Source organism: Enterobacter cloacae complex sp. P27C (assembly GCF_014895705.1).
GTDB lineage: Bacteria > Pseudomonadota > Gammaproteobacteria > Enterobacterales > Enterobacteriaceae > Enterobacter > Enterobacter bugandensis.
Genome location: NZ_JADBQB010000001.1, coordinates 454,593 through 473,498 on the forward strand (window position 1 = coordinate 454,593; position 18,906 = coordinate 473,498).

20 protein-coding genes are annotated in these 18,906 nt (G+C 52.4%); 16 read left to right on the forward strand and 4 right to left on the reverse strand.

Annotated features, from left to right (window positions below):
• The first annotated feature begins 88 nt into the window (after window positions 1–88).
• From IM291_RS02250 to IM291_RS02285, 8 genes are all read left to right on the forward strand, one after another.
• Complete coding sequence (locus tag IM291_RS02250; RefSeq protein WP_028012852.1) at window positions 89–607, forward strand: fimbrial protein; 519 nt, start codon at window positions 89–91, stop codon at window positions 605–607.
• A 61-nt stretch (window positions 608–668) separates the two neighbouring features.
• Window positions 669–1,346, forward strand: a complete 678-nt coding sequence (locus IM291_RS02255) for a molecular chaperone (RefSeq protein WP_192986014.1) — start codon at window positions 669–671, stop codon at window positions 1,344–1,346.
• Window positions 1,347–1,386: 40 nt separating this feature from the next.
• The gene (locus IM291_RS02260; RefSeq protein WP_192986016.1) at window positions 1,387–3,927 is read left to right on the forward strand and encodes a fimbria/pilus outer membrane usher protein; all 2,541 of its coding nucleotides are present in this window, start codon (window positions 1,387–1,389) and stop codon (window positions 3,925–3,927) included.
• 8 nt (window positions 3,928–3,935) lie between these two features.
• Window positions 3,936–4,859: a fimbrial protein gene (locus IM291_RS02265; RefSeq protein WP_072058753.1), complete on the forward strand. Its 924-nt coding sequence runs from the start codon at window positions 3,936–3,938 to the stop codon at window positions 4,857–4,859.
• 10 nt (window positions 4,860–4,869) lie between these two features.
• On the forward strand, window positions 4,870–5,379 hold the full coding sequence (locus IM291_RS02270) for a fimbrial protein (protein ID WP_127334662.1): 510 nt from the start codon (window positions 4,870–4,872) through the stop codon (window positions 5,377–5,379).
• Window positions 5,380–5,391: 12 nt separating this feature from the next.
• Window positions 5,392–5,901: a fimbrial protein gene (locus tag IM291_RS02275; RefSeq protein WP_192986018.1), complete on the forward strand. Its 510-nt coding sequence runs from the start codon at window positions 5,392–5,394 to the stop codon at window positions 5,899–5,901.
• A 57-nt stretch (window positions 5,902–5,958) separates the two neighbouring features.
• Window positions 5,959–6,630: an EAL domain-containing protein gene (locus tag IM291_RS02280; protein ID WP_226840245.1), complete on the forward strand. Its 672-nt coding sequence runs from the start codon at window positions 5,959–5,961 to the stop codon at window positions 6,628–6,630.
• 3 nt (window positions 6,631–6,633) lie between these two features.
• Entirely contained in the window at window positions 6,634–7,275 is a 642-nt protein-coding gene (locus tag IM291_RS02285) for a LuxR C-terminal-related transcriptional regulator (RefSeq protein ID WP_049000795.1), read from the forward strand.
• Window positions 7,276–7,342: 67 nt separating this feature from the next.
• Here the strand turns inward: IM291_RS02285 and fdhF are convergent, their stop codons facing one another.
• The 4 genes from fdhF to ycgZ form a co-directional block, all read right to left on the reverse strand.
• Window positions 7,343–9,493 (reverse strand): formate dehydrogenase subunit alpha, encoded by a 2,151-nt coding sequence (gene fdhF / locus IM291_RS02290; RefSeq protein WP_192986022.1) that lies wholly within the window; start codon window positions 9,491–9,493, stop codon window positions 7,343–7,345.
• A gap of 184 nt (window positions 9,494–9,677) precedes the next feature.
• The gene (locus tag IM291_RS02295; protein ID WP_028012859.1) at window positions 9,678–9,956 is read right to left on the reverse strand and encodes a biofilm/acid-resistance regulator YmgB/AriR; all 279 of its coding nucleotides are present in this window, start codon (window positions 9,954–9,956) and stop codon (window positions 9,678–9,680) included.
• Between the two features lie 29 nt (window positions 9,957–9,985).
• Window positions 9,986–10,306, reverse strand: a complete 321-nt coding sequence (locus IM291_RS02300) for a hypothetical protein (RefSeq protein WP_028012860.1) — start codon at window positions 10,304–10,306, stop codon at window positions 9,986–9,988.
• A 4-nt stretch (window positions 10,307–10,310) separates the two neighbouring features.
• On the reverse strand, window positions 10,311–10,550 hold the full coding sequence (gene ycgZ, locus IM291_RS02305; RefSeq protein WP_028012861.1) for a regulatory protein YcgZ: 240 nt from the start codon (window positions 10,548–10,550) through the stop codon (window positions 10,311–10,313).
• A 340-nt stretch (window positions 10,551–10,890) separates the two neighbouring features.
• On the opposite strand from ycgZ, the gene IM291_RS02310 reads away from it, so the two are divergent.
• From IM291_RS02310 to sufE, 8 genes are all read left to right on the forward strand, one after another.
• Window positions 10,891–12,111, forward strand: coding sequence for a diguanylate phosphodiesterase (locus tag IM291_RS02310; RefSeq protein ID WP_192986024.1), 1,221 nt, complete (start codon window positions 10,891–10,893; stop codon window positions 12,109–12,111).
• 188 nt (window positions 12,112–12,299) lie between these two features.
• Complete coding sequence (locus tag IM291_RS02315; RefSeq protein WP_049000802.1) at window positions 12,300–13,028, forward strand: MerR family transcriptional regulator; 729 nt, start codon at window positions 12,300–12,302, stop codon at window positions 13,026–13,028.
• 313 nt (window positions 13,029–13,341) lie between these two features.
• Complete coding sequence (gene sufA, locus IM291_RS02320; protein ID WP_041910386.1) at window positions 13,342–13,710, forward strand: Fe-S cluster assembly scaffold SufA; 369 nt, start codon at window positions 13,342–13,344, stop codon at window positions 13,708–13,710.
• An 8-nt stretch (window positions 13,711–13,718) separates the two neighbouring features.
• Complete coding sequence (sufB, locus tag IM291_RS02325) at window positions 13,719–15,209, forward strand: Fe-S cluster assembly protein SufB (protein ID WP_028012865.1); 1,491 nt, start codon at window positions 13,719–13,721, stop codon at window positions 15,207–15,209.
• Window positions 15,210–15,218: 9 nt separating this feature from the next.
• Entirely contained in the window at window positions 15,219–15,965 is a 747-nt protein-coding gene (gene sufC, locus IM291_RS02330; RefSeq protein ID WP_041910384.1) for a Fe-S cluster assembly ATPase SufC, read from the forward strand.
• A complete protein-coding gene (sufD, locus tag IM291_RS02335; protein WP_192986026.1) occupies window positions 15,940–17,211 on the forward strand; it encodes a Fe-S cluster assembly protein SufD in 1,272 nt (423 codons plus the stop codon). Before sufC ends, sufD begins: the two co-directional genes overlap by 26 nt.
• Window positions 17,208–18,428 (forward strand): cysteine desulfurase SufS, encoded by a 1,221-nt coding sequence (sufS, locus tag IM291_RS02340; RefSeq protein ID WP_028012868.1) that lies wholly within the window; start codon window positions 17,208–17,210, stop codon window positions 18,426–18,428. The genes sufD and sufS overlap by 4 nt, the downstream gene beginning before the upstream one ends.
• A gap of 13 nt (window positions 18,429–18,441) precedes the next feature.
• Window positions 18,442–18,858 (forward strand): cysteine desulfuration protein SufE, encoded by a 417-nt coding sequence (sufE, locus tag IM291_RS02345; protein ID WP_045261547.1) that lies wholly within the window; start codon window positions 18,442–18,444, stop codon window positions 18,856–18,858.
• The last annotated feature ends 48 nt before the right edge of the window (window positions 18,859–18,906 follow it).

The following is an 18,906-nucleotide window of genomic DNA, read 5'->3' on the forward strand; positions in this document are numbered from 1 at the left end:
TCTGGCGCAAAAAATAAATGGCCTAAATCCATCTGGATGTTGCTGCCTAAATTTCGGTAATTTATAAAGTTATTAAGGAAATCAAATCATGAAAAAGAATATTATTGCTGCTGCTTTCGCTGCGACTGCTGCTCTGACCATGTCTAATGCATTCGCTTCTGCTGGTACCGTCAATTTCACCGGTGAAATCATCGATGCAGCGTGCACCGTTGACGCGGGTTCTGTAAACCAGACCGTTGATCTGGGCCGTTACAGCAAATCTGAATTTACCGCTGCTGGCGATAAAACTGCTGCGACTAAATTCTCAATCGTGCTGACCGACTGCCCGGCAACCGTAACAGGCGCAACCATCAAGTTTGACGGCTCTGCGGACCCAGCAAACTCCAACCTGCTGGCTGTAACCGGTGGCGCAACGGGCGTTGCTATTAACCTGATGACGGCTGACAGCCAGGACCTGCCGCTGGCGGGCGTTAACTCCCACGTTTACAGCCTGGCTGAAACTGTACCAAACACGCTGGACTTCTTTGCTCAGTACGAAGCAACGTCTGCAACTGTTGGCGTAGGTCCAGCAAACGGTGTAGCGAACTTCTCCGTTAGCTACCAGTAATCTTCCTGACCGGAAAAATATATGAGGGCCGGTATACGGCCCTTTTTTATCGAGGTGTAAAATGAATTTTCTTAGCAAAACTTTAATTGCCTGCGCAGTGATTTCAGCAAGCGTGTCCGCCGCCAATGCGGGTGTTATTATTGGCGGAACGCGTGTCGTCTATGATGGCAATAAAAAAGAAGCTTCCATTGATGTTAACAACCCGGATAAGACGCCGTATCTTATTCAGTCATGGGTTGAGACATTAAATGGTGGCGCTGAGAAAGCTCCTTTTATTATTACCCCTCCGTTGTATCGACTCGATGGCGGTCAGCAAAACATTGAGCGTGTCGTGGTGACCGGCAACTTGCCGCAGGATAAGGAAAGTCTCTACTGGCTGAATATTAAAGCGATACCGTCAGCGCCCAAAAAAGATAATACGCTGCAAATAGCGATTAAAACGCGCATTAAGCTGATATACCGTCCTGCAGGCTTAAAGTCTCAGCAGCCGCAGGAGTTGAGTCATCAGTTAACCTGGCGTCGAAATGGTAATCAACTTCAGGTTACCAACCCAACCAGCTATGTCATTAACTTTAATGAAATCAGTCTGGGCGGTAAAAAAATTGAAAATGTTTCGTATGTACTTCCTGGGGAATCAATGAATTTAACGCTGCCTGCTGGCGCTAACTCAACCTCTGTTAATTATAAAGTCATTAATGATTATGGAGCGGTGAGTGACGTGCAAAGCGCAAGCTTGTGAAAATAATTGGTTTTGGAATGTCGTTTCCAAGGTGACGTGAATGATGATAGTAAGGGAATATAAAAATTTTAAACCTGCGCGATTGGCTTTACTGATTGCATTTGCCCTTGCTGGCTCAATGCAGAATGCCATGGCGCGTGATTACTTCAACCCGGACCTGGTTGAGCTCGATAATCCGCAAAATGGAGGTAAAGCCGATCTCGCTGCGTTTGAAGCGGGCTCGCAGGCGCCGGGAACTTATCACGTCGATGTGATGCTGGATAACGAACTTGTTGATACGCGCGATATCGAATTCAAAACCTCTGGTGCTCCCAATGATGAGGGGAAATTAGAACCTTGTCTGACCGTGGAGCAGCTTAAAGAGTGGGGCGTAAAAACCGAGCTTTTTCCGGCGCTTGCGGTGAACAACGAACGTTGTGCAAACCTGCACGCGATACCTTCCGGATCCACTGAATTCCAGTTTGGCGCACAGCGTCTGCTTATCAGCATCCCGCAGGCGGCCATTTCTCGTCAGGCGCGTGGATACGTTCCACCAGAACAGTGGGATGAAGGAATCACGGCTGTGCTGCTCAACTACAGCCTGAGTGGCGCCAACAACCGCTCGCGCAACGGGAGCAGTGATATCAGCAACACGCAGTACGCTAATTTGCGTCCGGGAATCAATATCGGGCCATGGCGTCTGCGCAACTACACGACCTGGTCACGTGATGAAGATGGCAAGGACAAATGGGACAGCGTTTACACCTACGCCCAGCGCGCGATCGTTCCGTTAAAAGCGCAGATGACCCTCGGGGACAGCACTGCGCCTGCTGATGTTTTCGACAGTATGCCGTTCCGCGGTGCGCAGCTGGCCTCCGATGATGATATGCAACCCGACTCCCTCAAAGGGTACGCACCCGTCGTGCGTGGTATCGCGCGTACCAATGCGCAGGTCATTGTTCGTCAGAATGGGTATGAGATTTACCAGACCTACGTTGCGCCTGGCGCCTTCGAGATCACGGATATGTATCCGACCGGGGGGGCAGGCGATCTGCAGGTAACAATTAAAGAGGCTGACGGTAGCATTCAACAATTCACCGTCCCTTATGCCTCACTGCCCGTACTGCAGCGAGAAGGGCGATTTAAGTACGCCGTCACGGGTGGGCAATATCGTTCCTATAACGGTAGCGTAGACAAGACACCGTTTGCGCAAATTACGGGCATCTATGGCTTACCGTATGGCTTAACGGCGTACGGCGGTGGTCAAACGTCGAGTCACTACCAGTCGATCGCTGCCGGTATGGGCAAGAATATGGGTGACCTCGGCGCAGTTTCTGTCGACGTCATTCAGGCATGGTCTAGCCCGCAAAATCTGCCGAGCGATAGCGGCCAGTCCTGGCGCGCGCGCTACAGTAAAAACTTTGTCGAAACAGGCACTAACTTTGCTATTGCAGGCTACCGCTATTCGACCAAAGGCTTTTACGGTATGCAGGAAGTGCTTGATTCCTATGGCGATACGGGTGTGATGCAGAACCGGCGTCGCAACCGTATGGAGCTGACTATGAACCAGTCTCTGGGTGGGTCATTAGGCTCGATTATGGCCAGCGCCGTTCGCGAAGATTACTGGAACTCCGGGCGAGCGATGGAGTCCTGGAGTCTGGGGTATAACAATTTCTGGAACGGCATCAGCTACGGTTTGACGTATACCTCAACGCGTAACGGGACGCCTGGTACATACGGTAACCCTACGAGCTATGACAAAGATCGGATGGTGGCATTTAACATCAGCGTGCCGCTGGATAAATTCCTGCCGCAGACGTGGGCAAACTACAGCGTCAATAACAGTAAAAATAGCGGAACGACCCATACGGTTGGCATCAACGGCACCGCTCTGGAAAACAATGCCCTGAACTGGAACGTTCAGCAGGGCTATGGCAGCGATAATGTCGGATACAGCGGCAACGTAAACGGTGATTACAAGGGTACCTATGGTGAGGTGACGGCAGGGTACAGCTACGACCAGAATAATGAGCGTCTGAACTATGGTATTCAGGGTGGCGTCATCGCGCATGCTGACGGTGTGACGTTATCGCAACCGCTGGGTGAAACGAACGTCCTGGTTAAAGTGCCTGGGGCGAAAGGTCTGACGGTGCGAAACCAAACGGGCGCGAAAACGGACTATCGGGGATATACAACGGTAAATAACGTCAACGTCTACCGTAAAAACGATATCGTAATCGACCCAGAAAGTATGTCCGATGATGTAGAACTGGATCTCACGACCCGGACCGTTGTGCCGACTCGCGGAGCTATTGTTCGCGCTGAATATACTGCCAACGTTGGTCAGCGTGCATTGTTTACGTTATTGCGCGGTAACGGACAGCCCATTCCCTTTGGGGCGATTGTCAGCGTGGGTGGTATTAAAAATAGCGGCTTTATTGTCGGCGATAATGGGCAGGTTTATCTCACAGGCTTAGGCGAGAAGGTCGACCTTATCGCGCAATGGGGTGAGGGTAGTGATAAGCAGTGTAAAGCCTCATACGTTTTAAAACCTTCCGATGTTAAAAATAACATTGCGGTTGTCAGTACTGTTTGTCGATAGGAAACAAAATGAATCTGCTTAAAATTTTTTTGCTGTTGATTTTGACGTTAATATCCGTAGAAAGCTTTGCTGGCTGCACAAACAATATCTCTGCGCAAAACTTTAATTTAAATTTTAGTAACATTACTGCGCAGCGCGATGTGGCGCCGGGAACGGTTGTTGCTGCACAATCGGGTATTTACAATGTGAATTACTCATGTACTGATTCTGCGAATACTTACCAGGAAGCGATGAGCGGTAGTTCTCTGGGGAACAGCCTCTATGATATAGGCGTGAGTGGCTATGGTGTGCGTGTTTCAGAAAATGATACAGGCGGCGGTTTCCACCACTACTTTCCAATGTCGTTCACTATTGGCAGCTATAGTGCGTCTTATATGTATAAAGTTGAGTTGGTAAGGACAACCGCTCCCGCTGTATCCGGTGCACTTCGCAGTGGACAAATTGCTAACGTATCTATTTCGAACCAATTTTTCATCGCGACATGGAATATTACTGGAGGGAGCATTACAACACTTGCTTGTAGTACTTCTTCGGGATCGCTGAGTTTCCCAATAGGTAATATCCCCGCGACAAGCTTTGGTTCAACAGTAGGTACTACGCCAGCCAATGCTCAGGTTACCCAGACTCTCGGACTAACGTGCAATCCTGGAGCAAATATCAATATTTCTTTGAGTGGACAGCAAAATCCTGATGTGGTCAATACAAGTGTTTTAGCCTTATCGGGTCAAGGGGGGCCGGGAGTAGCGCAAGGTGTCGGGGTGCAAATATTATATGGAGGTACACCTCTCAATCTTAATAATACTGTTTTCCTTAAGCAATCTGGCGGTGGGTTGGAGTCATTCCCAATCGTGGCACGTTATTATCAGACTAAATCAGCTGTTTTACCCGGAACAGCAAATGCAACAGCAACGTTGAACATTACCTATCAATAAGGGGATAAATGTGAATATTAAATGTTTAGTCCTGAGCTTGTCCGCAATGATACCGATTTTGTCTTATTCAGCAGATGCGGTAAATATTAACGTGACTGGTAATATCGTGGCGTCACCCTGTATTGTCAACGGAGGAGCAAACAGCCTTTATGTTGATTTAGGTAATATTCAGGCAACAGCACTCGCAGCTCCTGGCTCATCATTTACTGCAGTGCCGTTTACATTGACAGTCACAAACTGCCCAACAGGCACAAGTACTGTCAGAGCAGATATTGGTGGTCTTGCATCCCACGACTCACCTAACCTTTATGAGAATTCAGGTACGGCAGGGAATGCCTCTGTTGTTTTGTATGATGGCGTAACTGGTGATTATTTAGGTCCTGGCACTACAGTCTTTAAAACTGTCCAGAGTGACCGTACAGCATCGATGGCGTTTAAAGTTGGCGCATATTCTCTTCATGGTAATACAACGCCTGGTTCAATTAATACGGCGATAGTTATTACAATGAGTTATCAATAAAGACTAGATCATATGAATAATAAACTCTTTTTATTTGCCTTCCTCCTGAGTTCAGCCCCTTTAATTACCTGCGCTGATACCACTATCATTGTTACTGGCCAGGTCATTGCCAGCCCGTGTGTCGTTGACACGGGCACCGTTTCTAAAGTGGTCAATCTGGGGGAAGATACAAAGCAAAATCTCATCAATGCCGGTGACGGTGGCGTCTGGTCTGACTTTGATCTGCTGGTGCAAAATTGTCCCACAGGCACCAGCAGCGTAACGGCCAAATTTACCGGTAATGCAGATACGCAAGATCGCACGGCGTGGAAAAACAGCGGGACCAGCAACAATGTGGCATTACGTATTGCCAGCAGGGATCATGCGACAGCATATAGCGTGAACAGCACAATGCAGGTGAATGTCGACAGCAGCACGCGCAGTTCGACATTCCCGTTGTCAGCGAGAATGTTTACGCCACAAGGAAATTCCACTGCCGGAACATTCCAGGCAGTAATGAATGTAGATTTTACTTATCAGTAACGGCTGAAATATCTTTTTTAAAATAATAAGTTTGAGACATCCATGTTGATTAATTCCATGCTTGAGCATGCTATATGCGGTGTTCGGTTCCAGCCTATCTATTCTTCACAGGAAAAGAAGATAAAGGCTTGGGAGATGCTAAGTACCTTACGTCAGGGAATTGATTGCGAAACGTTTTTTGAAAAGATGTCTTTAAGTGCAAGCTCTCGTTTGCTGCGCTGGCAGTTGCGTATAATTCCTCTGTGTGAAGAGGAGGGTGACTATTTTATTAACGTCCCCGCAAGATTATTATGCCAATCAGAATTGCTCAGTGAAATATTGCCCAGCCTGCGTTCTGGTATCGTTATTGAGGTACAAGATCCGTGCAATTTTATTTTGCTAACAAATGAAGAGCGAGAGAGTTTTGATATAATGCATCAGAGAATAAAAAAAACAGGTGCAAAGATATGGTTGGATGATGTTAGAAGTGAGCATTTAGCGTCGCTGGGTGAACGTATTTGCATATTTGATGGTGTTAAAGTAGATAAAAATAGCCTGTGGGAAAACAGATTGACACCCCGGGCCTTACAATCAATGATAGCCTACTGCGCTATGATGGTAGATCAGGTGCTTATTGAAGGCATCGAAAATAACGAACTGTTTTCTTTGGCTCAGAATACTGGATGCAATTTAATGCAGGGATTTCTTTGGCCTGAAAAAAAGTTGAATGTCGATTATGTCTCGGTCTGATAAATGATAAATGTTTTAATTAAAGAAGATGATTTTTTATATCACCATAGCCTCAGGTCATTTGTTGAAGATTTTTTTAACAATGAATGTACAAAAAAAGTCAATTTTCTCAATGGCTATGATGTGGAGAATATTGCTCGGGCGGGAATAATCGTTTATGCGTTCAGCAAGGGCGAACATTATACCTGTTTCCCGGAATTAAAATGCGCGCGTAAATGCGTCATAATTGGTATTATCGAAGCGGAAGAGCCATCGTCATCGTTTTTACCGCTCTGCATTCAGCAGACCTTTTTTGTGTCGCGCTCAGCGTCACTCTATCTGTTGAAGAGGGTATTGCGCCAGGCCTGGAGTGCATACAGTGCGCCTGTTATCCCTGTCCTTTCAAAAGCCTGTTTAAGCTGTAAGCATAAAACGTTATCACAGCGTGAGCTCAATATTATGGCCGGTCTTTTCAAGGGGGAATCCGTCAAAAACATAGCCAGGGAGATGATGCTTACGCCAAAGACGATCTATGCCCATAAGTATGCGGTTATGCATAAGTTTAACCTGAGCAGTGAGCATGAGTTGCTGGAGCTCCTGAACCGCTTGCTTGAAAAGCGCTGTAACCCCAATTTGTTTCGTGATGCATTAGATCTGTTTCATTAGGGAATTACCCGGCCAAAAAGATGATCATCCTGGTGCCGGGTAAACCTGATGCTATTTACGCTGTTCCTCAGACTTTCGCCGCGCTCATCAGCCGCGACTTCATGGACTGATACGCCGACGCCGCATAGTCCTCCGCCCAGCGCTGATCCTCAATCGCCTCCAGCTGCACCGCGCAGTACTTCGTTTCCGGGGTTTTCGAGACGGGGTCGAGATTATCCTGCGTCAGCTCGTTGCAGGCCCCGATCCACCATTGATAGGTCATATAGACCGCCCCGGCGTTGATGCGCTCGCTAATGCTGGCGCGGGTGATCACTTTACCCCGGCGCGAACGTACCCAGACCAGTTGACCGTCGCTAATACCTAGTCTGTCCGCATCGGCAGGATTCACCTGCACCCGTCCCGGCTCATCGGCGAGGCTTTGCAGCGCGGCACAGTTACCCGTCATCGAGCGGCAGGAGTAGTGCCCAACTTCGCGTACCGTGCAGAGTACCAGCGGATAATCATCATCGGGCGTCTCGGCCGGCGCGCGCCACGGTGCGGCAAAGAGCTGCCCTTTACCGCTCGGGGTATCGAACTGATTATCTTTGTAGAGGTACGGCGTGCCGGGGTGATCGAGCGTCGGGCACGGCCACTGCACGTGGCCCATCTCGCCCATTTTTTCATACGTCACGCCGTAGAAGAGCGGGCACAGCTCGCGCATTTCATCCCAGATCTGCTGGTTATCGTCGTAATGCATCGGATAGCCCATCTCGGTGGCGAGCAGGCTGATGATCTCCCAGTCGCGCTTCACGTTGCCTTTGGCCTCAATAGCCTGGCCAAAACGCTGGAAACCCCGGTCGGCGCAGGTAAAAACGCCGCCGTGTTCGCCCCATGAGGTGGCAGGGAGCAGAACGTCCGCCACTTCCGCCGTTTTGGTCATAAAGATGTCCTGAACCACCACGAAGTCAAGCGCCTCGAAACCGCTACGCACCAGGCCGAGATCGGCTTCCGTCTGCAGCGGATCTTCCCCCATGATGTAATAGGCTTTGACCTTGCCTTCCAGCGCAAGGTGAGGCACTTCGGTAATGCGCGTCCCAACGCGATCGTCCATGTTATTCACGTCGATCCGCCAGGCATCGGCGAACTTCTGCCGGACAGCCGGATCGGTCACATCCTGATAGCCGGGGAACATATTCGGCAGAACGCCCATATCGCAGGCGCCCTGAACATTGTTTTGCCCGCGGACGGGACCGACACCGACGGCAGGGCGGCCGAGGTTGCCGGTCAGCAGTGCCAGGCTGGAAAGCCCTTTGACGACATCGACGGCCTGGCCAAACTGGGTCACGCCCATTCCCCACATTACGGTGGCGGAAGGGGCCGCCGCGAAGGTGCGCATTGCCTGACGAACGTCGCGGGCGGGGATGCCGGTGAGGTGTTCTACGCGCTCTGGGGCATACTCTTTCACCGTCTGCCGATAGGCCTCAAGTCCTTCGGTAAACCGCGCGACGTAGTTCTTGTCGTACAGCTCTTCTTCCAGAAGCACATAGCCAAAGGCGTTCACCAGCGCCATGTTGCTACCGTTCTTCAATTGCAGATGCTGATCGGCAATGCGCGCCGTTTCGATGCGGCGCGGGTCGCAGACGATGATTTTCGCGCCGTTTTCACGGGCTTTTAGCACGCGCCGGGCGACGATAGGGTGGGAGTCTGCGCAGTTATAGCCAAATACAAGCAGGCATTTGGAGTGTTCAATATCGTTGATAGAGTTGCTCATTGCACCGTTGCCGAGGGTCTCCTGAAGTCCGGCGACGGAAGGACCGTGACAAACGCGCGCGCAGCAGTCGACGTTGTTGGTGTGCAGCACCGCGCGGGCAAATTTTTGCATCACGTAGTTGGTTTCATTCCCGGTTCCGCGCGACGACCCGGTGGTCATAATCGAACGCGGGCCGAACTGGGCTTTAATGCTGCTGAGCTTCCGGGCGGTGTAGCGGATAGCCTCTTCCCAGGTCACGGGAGTGAATGTCTCTCCCTTGCGGTAGCGGATCATCGGCTGGGTCAGGCGTGGGGTGAGCAGGCGGGTATCGTTAAGGAAATCCCAGCCGTAAAATCCTTTCAGACATAAGGTGCCCTGGTTTGTGGCCCCCTCTGCCGCTTCGGCACGGATGATACGGTTATTTTCAACGACAAGGTTCAATTTACAGCCTGCTCCGCAGTACGGGCAGACGCTGGCGATCTTTTTCATCAATAACAGACCTGTTAAGAAATGAAGCAAAATGACTGGTAAGCCCAGTCTCGTAACAGGGAGTAAGCAGAAACCATGCCATCTTTATAATGCTTCTTTACAGGGGGTTATGAAGAGAGGGGGGTGTCATCGTCAGCCTGTTCGACAATTCTGACGATGACACGATCGCTGAATGGCAGGGCGTTTAAACGTCATCCATGGTGTAGCCCACCACGATTTCCAGCGTCTTGCGAATCACATCCGCCTGAACTACGTCGTGAGTGGCTTCCAGCGTTTGAATGAGCCAGAGGATGATGGCTTTATTGGAAATATGACCTTCGGAGGCCAGAACACAGCGTACTGCAGTAGAAAAAATAGCGGACTCTTCAGCAAAACGATCGCCTGCGTGACGGAAATATTCCGCCAGCGCACTGTCTAAAAAAGCAGAGTGGTATTCGGGTTGAAGCTGAATATTTTGTCTCATTTGTTCTCACCGTAGCTGTTAAAATGCAGTCAATGTATTTTTTTGGGATCGGACGGCTTTCCCTTTCCAAACAATGACACAACATTGCCTCTGTTATCATTGAGAGGTCCCTCTCTGCTTATTCGTCCTTGCGCGGTTCTGCGACGTTTTAATCCGAGGCTTTTTGATCCGATATCGGCAATCGCCTTCGCCAGTGTCTCCCGCCGCCGGGGATTCTTTTCATGTGTTTTCATCTGCCGCAGACGCTGAACCAGAGCTTCAGTTGTAACGGGGCCACGCTCTCTCAAAAGAGAAAGAACGGCTTCGCCAATCAGCTGATCGGTCAGTTTGTCTGCGTCACTGCGGTTCATCACGTTATCGTTCGAAGAGCAAACCAAGCAGCATATGGTAATGCTGTTCCTCTTCGGGGCCCTCGGCCCTTTCAAGGCGACTTAACAGTTTGGTACAGAGCGATTTGCGATTGAGATTTCGCCCGTCGCTAAGGATCTCAACAACGACCTGACCCAGCGTTTCCTGTTGGGTGGGAAGCGTGGCTTTTTCGAAGTACTGTGCGATCGCTGCTGCGGAATCTGCGACGTAACCTTTCTGCTGCATGTTTCGCTCCTGTAAAATTTTGTAATCAGTAACGTTACATTTAAGGTATACACTTTTTCCAAATCTGTACATTAAAAATGTACAATTTTTTAATAAAATCAGGATATATTTTATAAATGCTCTATTTTTCAATTGCTTGTTTGTTGTTCATGAAACGGTAATGCTACAGAATATATTGTACAAAACGCACGGCCGCTGTTAAGTTGTACAACACTTGTGAGAGTGCCATTAACGGGCGTAAATGATTGAGATGTAAATTATTTGTGAGGCAATTAATGTGCTATAAGAGAAGTCTCTCCACATGTTTTTGTGGTCAAAACCCTTAACCCCCAGGAATCGCATGCTTACAACCATCATTTACCGCAGTCATATCTGCGAGGACGTTCCAGTGAAAGCACTGGAAGCTATGGTCGCTGCTGCAAATAATAAAAACCGGCAAGCCAACGTCACGGGGATCTTGCTGTTTAACGGCACACATTTTTTTCAATTGCTTGAGGGGCCAGTGGAGCATGTTTCTGCTATTTATGAGGAGATCTGCAACGACCCGCGACACCATAACGTAGTCGAGCTGATGCGCGATCACGGCCCCGTCCGGCGTTTTGGCAAGGTGGGGATGGAGCTTTTTGATTTGCGCCAGTTCGACAGGAATGAGGTGCTGCAACAGGTGCTGAACAAGGGAACGACACGCTATCAGCTGACTTACAATGACCGTCCGCTGCAGTTTTTCCGTACCTTTGTCGAGGCCACGGAAAAAGCGAACTATTTTGAACTGCCGCCTGCGGATTCCTGGGAGTTCGTTCGCGAAGAAACACGCTTGTCAGCGCAACCCGAGGTAGTCGCGAAAGGAGCGGATTGCAGCTTTGCTTTCCAGCCGATAGTCGATCCGTTTATGCAGCAGGTTGTCTCCTGGGAGGCGCTTCTCCGCACGCCTGACGGCGGCGCTCCGGGGATCTACTTCGCCAATCTGCCGCATGACGACGTGTATACCTCTGATTTGCACAGCAAGCAGGTAGCACTCTCAATGGCCAGTGCACTCGGGTTGCAGAACCAGACGTTATCCCTCAACCTGCTGCCTATGACGCTGGTTAACATTCCTAATGCCGTTGATTTCTTGCTCACCGCAATTGAAGCAAACGGTTTTGTCCCTGAGCAAATTGTGGTGGAATTCACCGAGAGCGAAGCCATTTCCCGTTTTGATGAATTCACGGATTCGGTCAGACAGCTAAAAAGTGCAGGCATCAGCGTGACGATCGATCACTTTGGTGCCGGCTTTGCGGGACTACAGCTACTGGCCCAATTCCAGCCCGACAGAATTAAGATTAATCGCGATCTCGTCGCGAACGTGCATAAAAGTGGCCCTCGACAGGCCATCATTCAGGCGATTATCAAATGCTGTTCCTCGCTTGAAATTCAGTTCTGCGCGGTCGGCGTGGAGAAGGCAGAAGAGTGGATGTGGCTGGAATCTGCGGGCATTTCCCAGTTCCAGGGCCATCTGTTTGCAAGCCCCCGGCATGGCGGAATTCCGGCGATTGCATGGCCGGAGAAGAAATTCGATTTTTGATAAAGCTGTACAAAATTCGGCAGACTTAGCTGTACGAGAAGCAAACTTTAGACAACAATGTATTAACAGGTGAAGGGAGAACGACCCCTTTCACCTGAGCAAAATGCGGTCTTAGTTATACAAATGGTTTGTACAATCTGATAAGGTTGGTGTAGTTAGGTATGGAAGTTCTGAGCGTGAGGGAGTTAATGGCCTATTACAGTATCGGCGAAGTGGCCGAACGATGCGGTATCAACCCCGTTACGCTGCGTGCCTGGCAGCGACGTTATGGATTGTTGAAGCCGCAGCGCAGCGAAGGGGGTCATCGTCAGTTTGACGATGAAGATATCCTGCGTATTGAAGAGATCAAACGCCTGATGAAAAGCGGCGTTTCGGTCGGAAAAGTAAAAGCCTTGCTGGAAAATAAAGAAGTCCTGACTCAGGGTAACTGGGTCTCGTTCCAGGAAGAGATGATGACCGTTCTGCGTTATGCCAGCCCGGCAAAGCTGCGCGCCAAAATCGGTGAGTTCCGCCGGGAGCATGCCATGGATGCGCTGATTGATAACATCATTTCCCCCGTCCGCCAGCGAATGAATCAGGATCAAAATACTGTACGCCACATGGCGAGCATGCTTGACGGCGTCCTGATTGAATTCGCGGTTCTAAGCCTGGCGGAGTCGCGCAAGAAAGCGGGTAAAGATGCGTTGCTTATCGGCTGGGAATGCGATGACCGTACTCATCTTTGGCTTGAAGCCGCGCGGCTGGCGCAGCAAGGCTGGCACATTGACGTGCTGGCGGACCCGATTGATTCCCCGCGTCCTGAACTTTTCCCGGGGCAAAAAATCTTCGTCTGGACGGGAAAAACGCTAACACCGCGTCAGCAGGAACAGCTCGACCACTGGCGTGAGCAGGGTTTTAGCGTTTCATTTCACCAATAATAATCAGAGGCCTTGAGGGCCTTTTATTGTTTTAGACACTTCCAGAACAAAAGCTATCTCAAAAATAGGCATTTCCGATACATATTTTACTTTTCCTCTCTTCGCTGTTTTCTCCAACAGATAATCCATTAATTTTCAAAGTATTGAACAATTAAATCCATCCTGCCTGCATCCTGCCACAGGGTCTATGCTTAATAAAAGTAGACAAAAAGGGCGGTTTAGCCGAATGCCCCTGCTGACAGAGGGTTGAAGTGATAATCGTTATCACTAACATGGTGTTATGCCCTGATGGCTAATCAGATGAGGTGGACCTATGGAACTGCATTCAGAAACCTTCAATCCTGCCGATTTTGCCTGGCGAGGATTAACGCTCACGCCTGCGGCGGCGGCGCATATCCACGAGCTGGTAGCAAAAAATCCCGACATTCTCGGCGTGCGCTTAGGCGTTAAGCAGACCGGCTGCGCGGGCTTTGGCTACGTGCTGGATACCGTCACCGCACCGGAAAAAGATGACCTGGTGTTTGAAACCGACGGCGCAAAGCTGTACGTCGCGCTGCAGGCTATGCCGTTTATCGATGGAACTGAAGTGGATTACGTGCGGGAAGGTTTAAACCAGTTATTCAAATTTCATAACCCGAAAGCCCAGAACGAATGCGGCTGCGGCGAAAGCTTTGGGGTATAGGCGGTACTATGTCTCGTAATACTGAAGCAACGAGTGATGTAAACACCTGGAGCGGCGGACACCTCAACTATAAAGAGGGTTTTTTCACGCAGCTGCAGACCGACGAGCTGGCGAAAGGCATTAATGAAGATGTGGTGCGCGCCATTTCGGCCAAACGTAACGAGCCCGAGTGGATGCTCGAATTTCGCCTGAGCGCGTTCCGTGCCTGGCTGGAGATGGAAGAGCCGCACTGGCTGAAAGCCCACTACGACAAGCTGAACTATCAGGATTACAGCTACTACTCCGCGCCCTCCTGCGGCAGCTGTGACGATACCTGCGCCTCGCAGCCCGGCGCGGTCCAGCAGACCGGTGCCGAGAACAGCTTCCTGAGCAAAGAGGTTGAAGAGGCGTTTAACCAGCTGGGCGTGCCCGTGCGCGAGGGGAGAGAGGTGGCGGTAGACGCCATTTTCGACTCCGTCTCGGTCGCGACCACCTACCGTGAAAAGCTGGCCGAGCAGGGGATCATTTTCTGCTCCTTTGGCGAAGCCATTCATGACCATCCCGATCTGGTGAAAAAGTACATCGGCACCGTGGTACCGAGCAACGATAACTTCTTCGCCGCGCTGAATGCCGCGGTAGCCTCTGACGGCACCTTTATCTACGTGCCGAAAGGCGTACGCTGCCCGATGGAGCTCTCCACCTATTTCCGCATCAACGCCGAAAAAACCGGACAGTTTGAACGCACCATTCTGGTAGCGGACGAAGGCAGCTACGTCAGCTATATCGAAGGGTGCTCCGCCCCGGTACGCGACAGCTACCAGCTGCACGCGGCGGTGGTAGAGGTCATCATTCACAAAGACGCCGAGGTGAAATACTCCACGGTGCAGAACTGGTTCCCCGGCGACGGCAATACCGGCGGTATCCTGAACTTCGTCACCAAGCGCGCGCTGTGCGAAGGCGAAAACAGCAAAATGTCCTGGACGCAGTCGGAAACCGGCTCCGCTATTACCTGGAAATACCCGAGCTGTATTCTGCGCGGGGATAACTCCATCGGTGAGTTTTACTCGGTGGCGCTGACCAGCGGGCATCAGCAGGCCGATACCGGCACCAAGATGATCCACATTGGGAAAAATACCAAATCGACGATTATCTCGAAGGGGATCTCTGCCGGGCATAGCCAGAACAGCTATCGCGGGCTGGTGAAAATCATGCCGACGGCCACCAACGCGCGTAACTTCACCCAGTGTGATTCAATGCTGATCGGTGCCGACTGCGGGGCGCATACCTTCCCGTACGTCGAGTGTCGCAACAACACGGCTCAGCTGGAGCACGAGGCGACCACGTCGCGCATTGGGGAAGATCAGCTCTTCTACTGTCTGCAGCGGGGCATCAGCGAAGAAGATGCCATTTCGATGATTGTGAACGGCTTCTGTAAGGACGTGTTCTCTGAACTGCCGCTGGAATTCGCCGTTGAAGCACAAAAACTCCTCGCCATTAGTCTTGAACACAGCGTCGGTTAAGGAAAGCACATGTTAAGCATTAAAGATTTACAGGTTAGCGTGGAAGAGAAAGCGATCCTGCGCGGTCTCAATTTTGACGTCAAGCCGGGTGAAGTTCACGCCATCATGGGGCCAAACGGCTCCGGGAAAAGTACGCTTTCAGCGACGCTGGCGGGACGCGAAGATTACGAAGTGACAGGCGGCTCGGTCGAATTTAACGGCAAAGATCTTCTGGAGATGTCGCCGGAAGACCGCGCGGGCGAGGGCATCTTTATGGCCTTCCAGTACCCGGTGGAAATTCCGGGCGTCAGCAACCAGTTTTTCCTCCAGACGGCGCTGAATGCGGTGCGCAAGTATCGCGGCCAGGAGGCGCTGGATCGCTTCGACTTCCAGGATCTAATGGAAGAGAAGATCAAACTGCTGAAAATGCCGGAAGACCTGCTGACCCGCTCGGTCAACGTCGGCTTTTCCGGCGGCGAGAAAAAGCGTAACGACATCCTGCAGATGGCGGTGCTGGAGCCCGAGCTGTGCATTCTGGATGAGACCGACTCCGGTCTGGATATCGACGCCCTGAAGATTGTCGCCGACGGGGTGAATTCCCTGCGCGACGGCAAGCGCTCGTTCATTATCGTCACCCACTACCAGCGCATTCTGGACTACATCAAGCCAGACTACGTCCACGTGCTTTACCAGGGACGTATTGTGAAATCCGGTGATTTTACGCTGGTTAAACAACTGGAGGAGCAGGGCTATGGCTGGCTTACCGAACAGCAGTAATGCGCTCCAGCAGTGGCACCGGCTGTTTGAGGAGCAGGGTAATACGCGCTCCGAGCAGGCGCAGCAGCACCTGCAGCAGATGCTGCGCCTCGGCCTGCCGACGCGGAAGCATGAGAACTGGAAATACACCCCGCTCGACGGCCTGCTGAACGGCGAGTTTGTGACGCGTCTGGCGGAGATTGACCCGGCCCGGCGCGACGCTCTGGCGCTGACGGTGGATGCGGTGCGTCTGGTCTTTGTCGACGGCGTCTGGCGTCCAGAACTGAGTGATGACGCCCGGGATAGCGGGTTCGATATCGTCATTAACGACGACCGCCAGAGCCTGAGCACCCCGGTTCAGCCGGAAGTCTTCCTCCACCTGACCGAGAGCCTGGCCCGCAGCGTGACGCATATTCAGGTCAAGCGTAACCAGCGTCCGGCAAAACCGCTGCTGCTGATGCACATCACACAGGGCGTGGAGGGCGATGAGATCAACACCGCGCACTATCGCCATCACCTTGAGCTGGCGGAGGGGGCGGAGGCCACGGTAATCGAACATTACGTCAGCCTCAACGAGACCCGCCACTTTACCGGGTCGCGGCTGACGATGAACGTTGCCGCCAATGCGCAGCTTCACCACATTAAGCTGGCGTTTGAGAATCCGCAGAGCCACCATTTTGCCCATAACGATCTTCTGCTGGGCCTGGATGCCGCGGCGTTCAGCCACAGCTTTCTGCTCGGCGGCGCGGTGCTGCGCCACAACACCAGCACGCAGCTTAACGGTGAAAACACTACGCTGCGCATCAACAGCCTGGCGATGCCGGTGAAGGCAGAAGTGTGCGACACGCGCACCTGGCTTGAGCACAACAAAGGCTACTGCAACAGCCGCCAGCTGCACAAAACCATCGTCAGCGATAAAGGGCGGGCGGTGTTTAACGGCCTGATTAACGTCGCCCAGCACGCCATCAAAACCGACGGGCAGATGACCAACAACAACCTGCTGCTGGGGCGCCTGGCGGAAGTGGACACCAAGCCGCAGCTGGAGATCTACGCCGACGACGTAAAATGCAGCCACGGCGCGACGGTCGGTCGGATCGACGACGAGCAGATGTTCTACCTGCGCTCGCGCGGCATCGACCAGCAGGCGGCGCAGAAAATGATCATCTACGCCTTTGCGGCGGAGCTTACGGAAGCGCTGCACGATGGCGTATTGAAGCAGCAGGTGCTGGCCCGCATTGGTCAGCGTCTGCCCGGAGGCGAAGCATGAGTTTTCCCGTAGAGAAAGTGCGGGCCGATTTCCCGGTTCTGACCCGTGAAGTGAACGGCCTGCCGCTGGCCTATCTCGACAGCGCGGCCAGCGCGCAGAAGCCGAATCAGGTGGTGGATGCGGAAGCCGAGTTCTATCGCCACGGCTACGCCGCCGTGCATCGCGGTATTCATACCCTGAGCGCCGAGGCGACCCAGCGCATGGAAAACGTGCGCACGCAAATTGCAGCCTTCCTCAATGCACGCCTGCCGGAAGAGCTGGTATTTGTGCGCGGCACAACCGAGGGGATTAACCTTGTCGCCAACAGCTGGGGCAACGCCCAGGTGCGCGCGGGGGATAACATCATCATCACCCAGATGGAGCACCACGCCAATATTGTGCCGTGGCAGATGCTCTGCGAGCGTGTCGGCGCGCAGCTGCGGGTCGTTCCGTTGAACGACGATGGCACGCTGCAGCTGGAGCAGCTTGACGCCCTGCTGGACGATAAAACGCGGCTGGTGGCGGTCACCCAGGTCTCTAACGTGCTGGGCACCGAAAACCCGGTGACAGAGATTATCGCAAAAGCCCATCAGGCCGGCGCGAAGGTGCTGATTGACGGCGCGCAGGCGGTGATGCACCACGCGGTGGACGTGCAGGCGCTGGACTGCGATTTCTACGTATTCTCCGGGCATAAGCTCTATGGCCCGACCGGGATTGGCGTGCTGTATGTGAAAGAGGACATCCTGCAGGCGATGCCGCCGTGGGAAGGGGGCGGATCGATGATCGCCACCGTCAGCCTGACGGAAGGGACGACCTACGCCCGTGCGCCCTGGCGCTTCGAGGCGGGCACCCCCAACACTGGCGGGATTATCGGCCTGGGGGCGGCGGTGTCTTACGTCTCCGCAATCGGCCTCGACGCCATTCAGGAGTACGAACAGCTGCTGATGCACTACGCGCTGCAGGAGCTTGCCAGCGTGCCTGACCTTACCCTGTATGGCCCGGCTGACCGGCAGGGCGTGATTGCCTTTAACCTGGGGAAACACCACGCCTATGACGTGGGCAGCTTCCTCGATAACTACGGCGTGGCCGTCCGTACCGGCCACCACTGCGCCATGCCGCTGATGGCTTTTTACCAGGTGCCGGCAATGTGCCGCGCATCGCTGGTGATGTATAACACAATGGAAGAGGTCGACAGGCTGGTGGCGGGGCTTAAGCGCATTCACCAGCTGCTGGGCTAAGAAGAGGCACAAGATGGCAGAACTGCCGGACAGAGACAAATTGCTGCGCAACTTTGGGCGCTGTGCAAACTGGGAAGAGAAGTACCTTTATATCATCGAGCTGGGGCAGCGTCTGCCGCAGCTCGGTGAAGAGGCGCATAACCCGGAAAACATTATTCAGGGCTGCCAGAGCCAGGTGTGGATTGTGATGGAGCAGTCTGACGACGGCACTATCGCCCTGCACGGCGACAGCGATGCTGCCATTGTAAAAGGGCTGATTGCGGTCGTCTTTATTCTTTACCACCGGATGTCGGCGCAGGATATCGTCGCGTTCGATGTCCGCCCGTGGTTTGAAAAAATGGCCCTGACCCAACACCTCACCCCGTCCCGCTCCCAGGGGCTGGAAGCGATGATTCGCGCCATTCGCGCCAAAGCTGCAATCCTTAGCTAGACTTACAGAACAGCATTCATTCTGTTTCGCGAGGTGGTTCCCGCCTCG

Bases quoted from the DNA above. Each gene is read 5' to 3' on its own strand.
- IM291_RS02275 (WP_192986018.1), top strand. From the start codon at position 5,392: ATGAATAATAAACTCTTTTTATTTGCCTTCCTCCTGAGTTCAGCCCCT.
- IM291_RS02295 (WP_028012859.1), bottom strand. From the start codon at position 9,956: ATGAGACAAAATATTCAGCTTCAACCCGAATACCACTCTGCTTTTTTA.
- sufA (WP_041910386.1), top strand. From the start codon at position 13,342: ATGGAACTGCATTCAGAAACCTTCAATCCTGCCGATTTTGCCTGGCGA.
- sufC (WP_041910384.1), top strand. From the start codon at position 15,219: ATGTTAAGCATTAAAGATTTACAGGTTAGCGTGGAAGAGAAAGCGATC.
- IM291_RS02315 (WP_049000802.1), top strand. From the start codon at position 12,300: ATGGCCTATTACAGTATCGGCGAAGTGGCCGAACGATGCGGTATCAAC.
- IM291_RS02310 (WP_192986024.1), top strand. From the start codon at position 10,891: ATGCTTACAACCATCATTTACCGCAGTCATATCTGCGAGGACGTTCCA.
- IM291_RS02260 (WP_192986016.1), top strand. From the start codon at position 1,387: ATGATGATAGTAAGGGAATATAAAAATTTTAAACCTGCGCGATTGGCT.
- IM291_RS02280 (WP_226840245.1), top strand. From the start codon at position 5,959: ATGCTTGAGCATGCTATATGCGGTGTTCGGTTCCAGCCTATCTATTCT.
- sufS (WP_028012868.1), top strand. From the start codon at position 17,208: ATGAGTTTTCCCGTAGAGAAAGTGCGGGCCGATTTCCCGGTTCTGACC.
- sufB (WP_028012865.1), top strand. From the start codon at position 13,719: ATGTCTCGTAATACTGAAGCAACGAGTGATGTAAACACCTGGAGCGGC.
- IM291_RS02255 (WP_192986014.1), top strand. From the start codon at position 669: ATGAATTTTCTTAGCAAAACTTTAATTGCCTGCGCAGTGATTTCAGCA.
- sufD (WP_192986026.1), top strand. From the start codon at position 15,940: ATGGCTGGCTTACCGAACAGCAGTAATGCGCTCCAGCAGTGGCACCGG.
- IM291_RS02250 (WP_028012852.1), top strand. From the start codon at position 89: ATGAAAAAGAATATTATTGCTGCTGCTTTCGCTGCGACTGCTGCTCTG.
- fdhF (WP_192986022.1), bottom strand. From the start codon at position 9,493: ATGAAAAAGATCGCCAGCGTCTGCCCGTACTGCGGAGCAGGCTGTAAA.
- IM291_RS02300 (WP_028012860.1), bottom strand. From the start codon at position 10,306: ATGAACCGCAGTGACGCAGACAAACTGACCGATCAGCTGATTGGCGAA.
- IM291_RS02285 (WP_049000795.1), top strand. From the start codon at position 6,634: ATGATAAATGTTTTAATTAAAGAAGATGATTTTTTATATCACCATAGC.
- ycgZ (WP_028012861.1), bottom strand. From the start codon at position 10,550: ATGCAGCAGAAAGGTTACGTCGCAGATTCCGCAGCAGCGATCGCACAG.
- sufE (WP_045261547.1), top strand. From the start codon at position 18,442: ATGGCAGAACTGCCGGACAGAGACAAATTGCTGCGCAACTTTGGGCGC.
- IM291_RS02265 (WP_072058753.1), top strand. From the start codon at position 3,936: ATGAATCTGCTTAAAATTTTTTTGCTGTTGATTTTGACGTTAATATCC.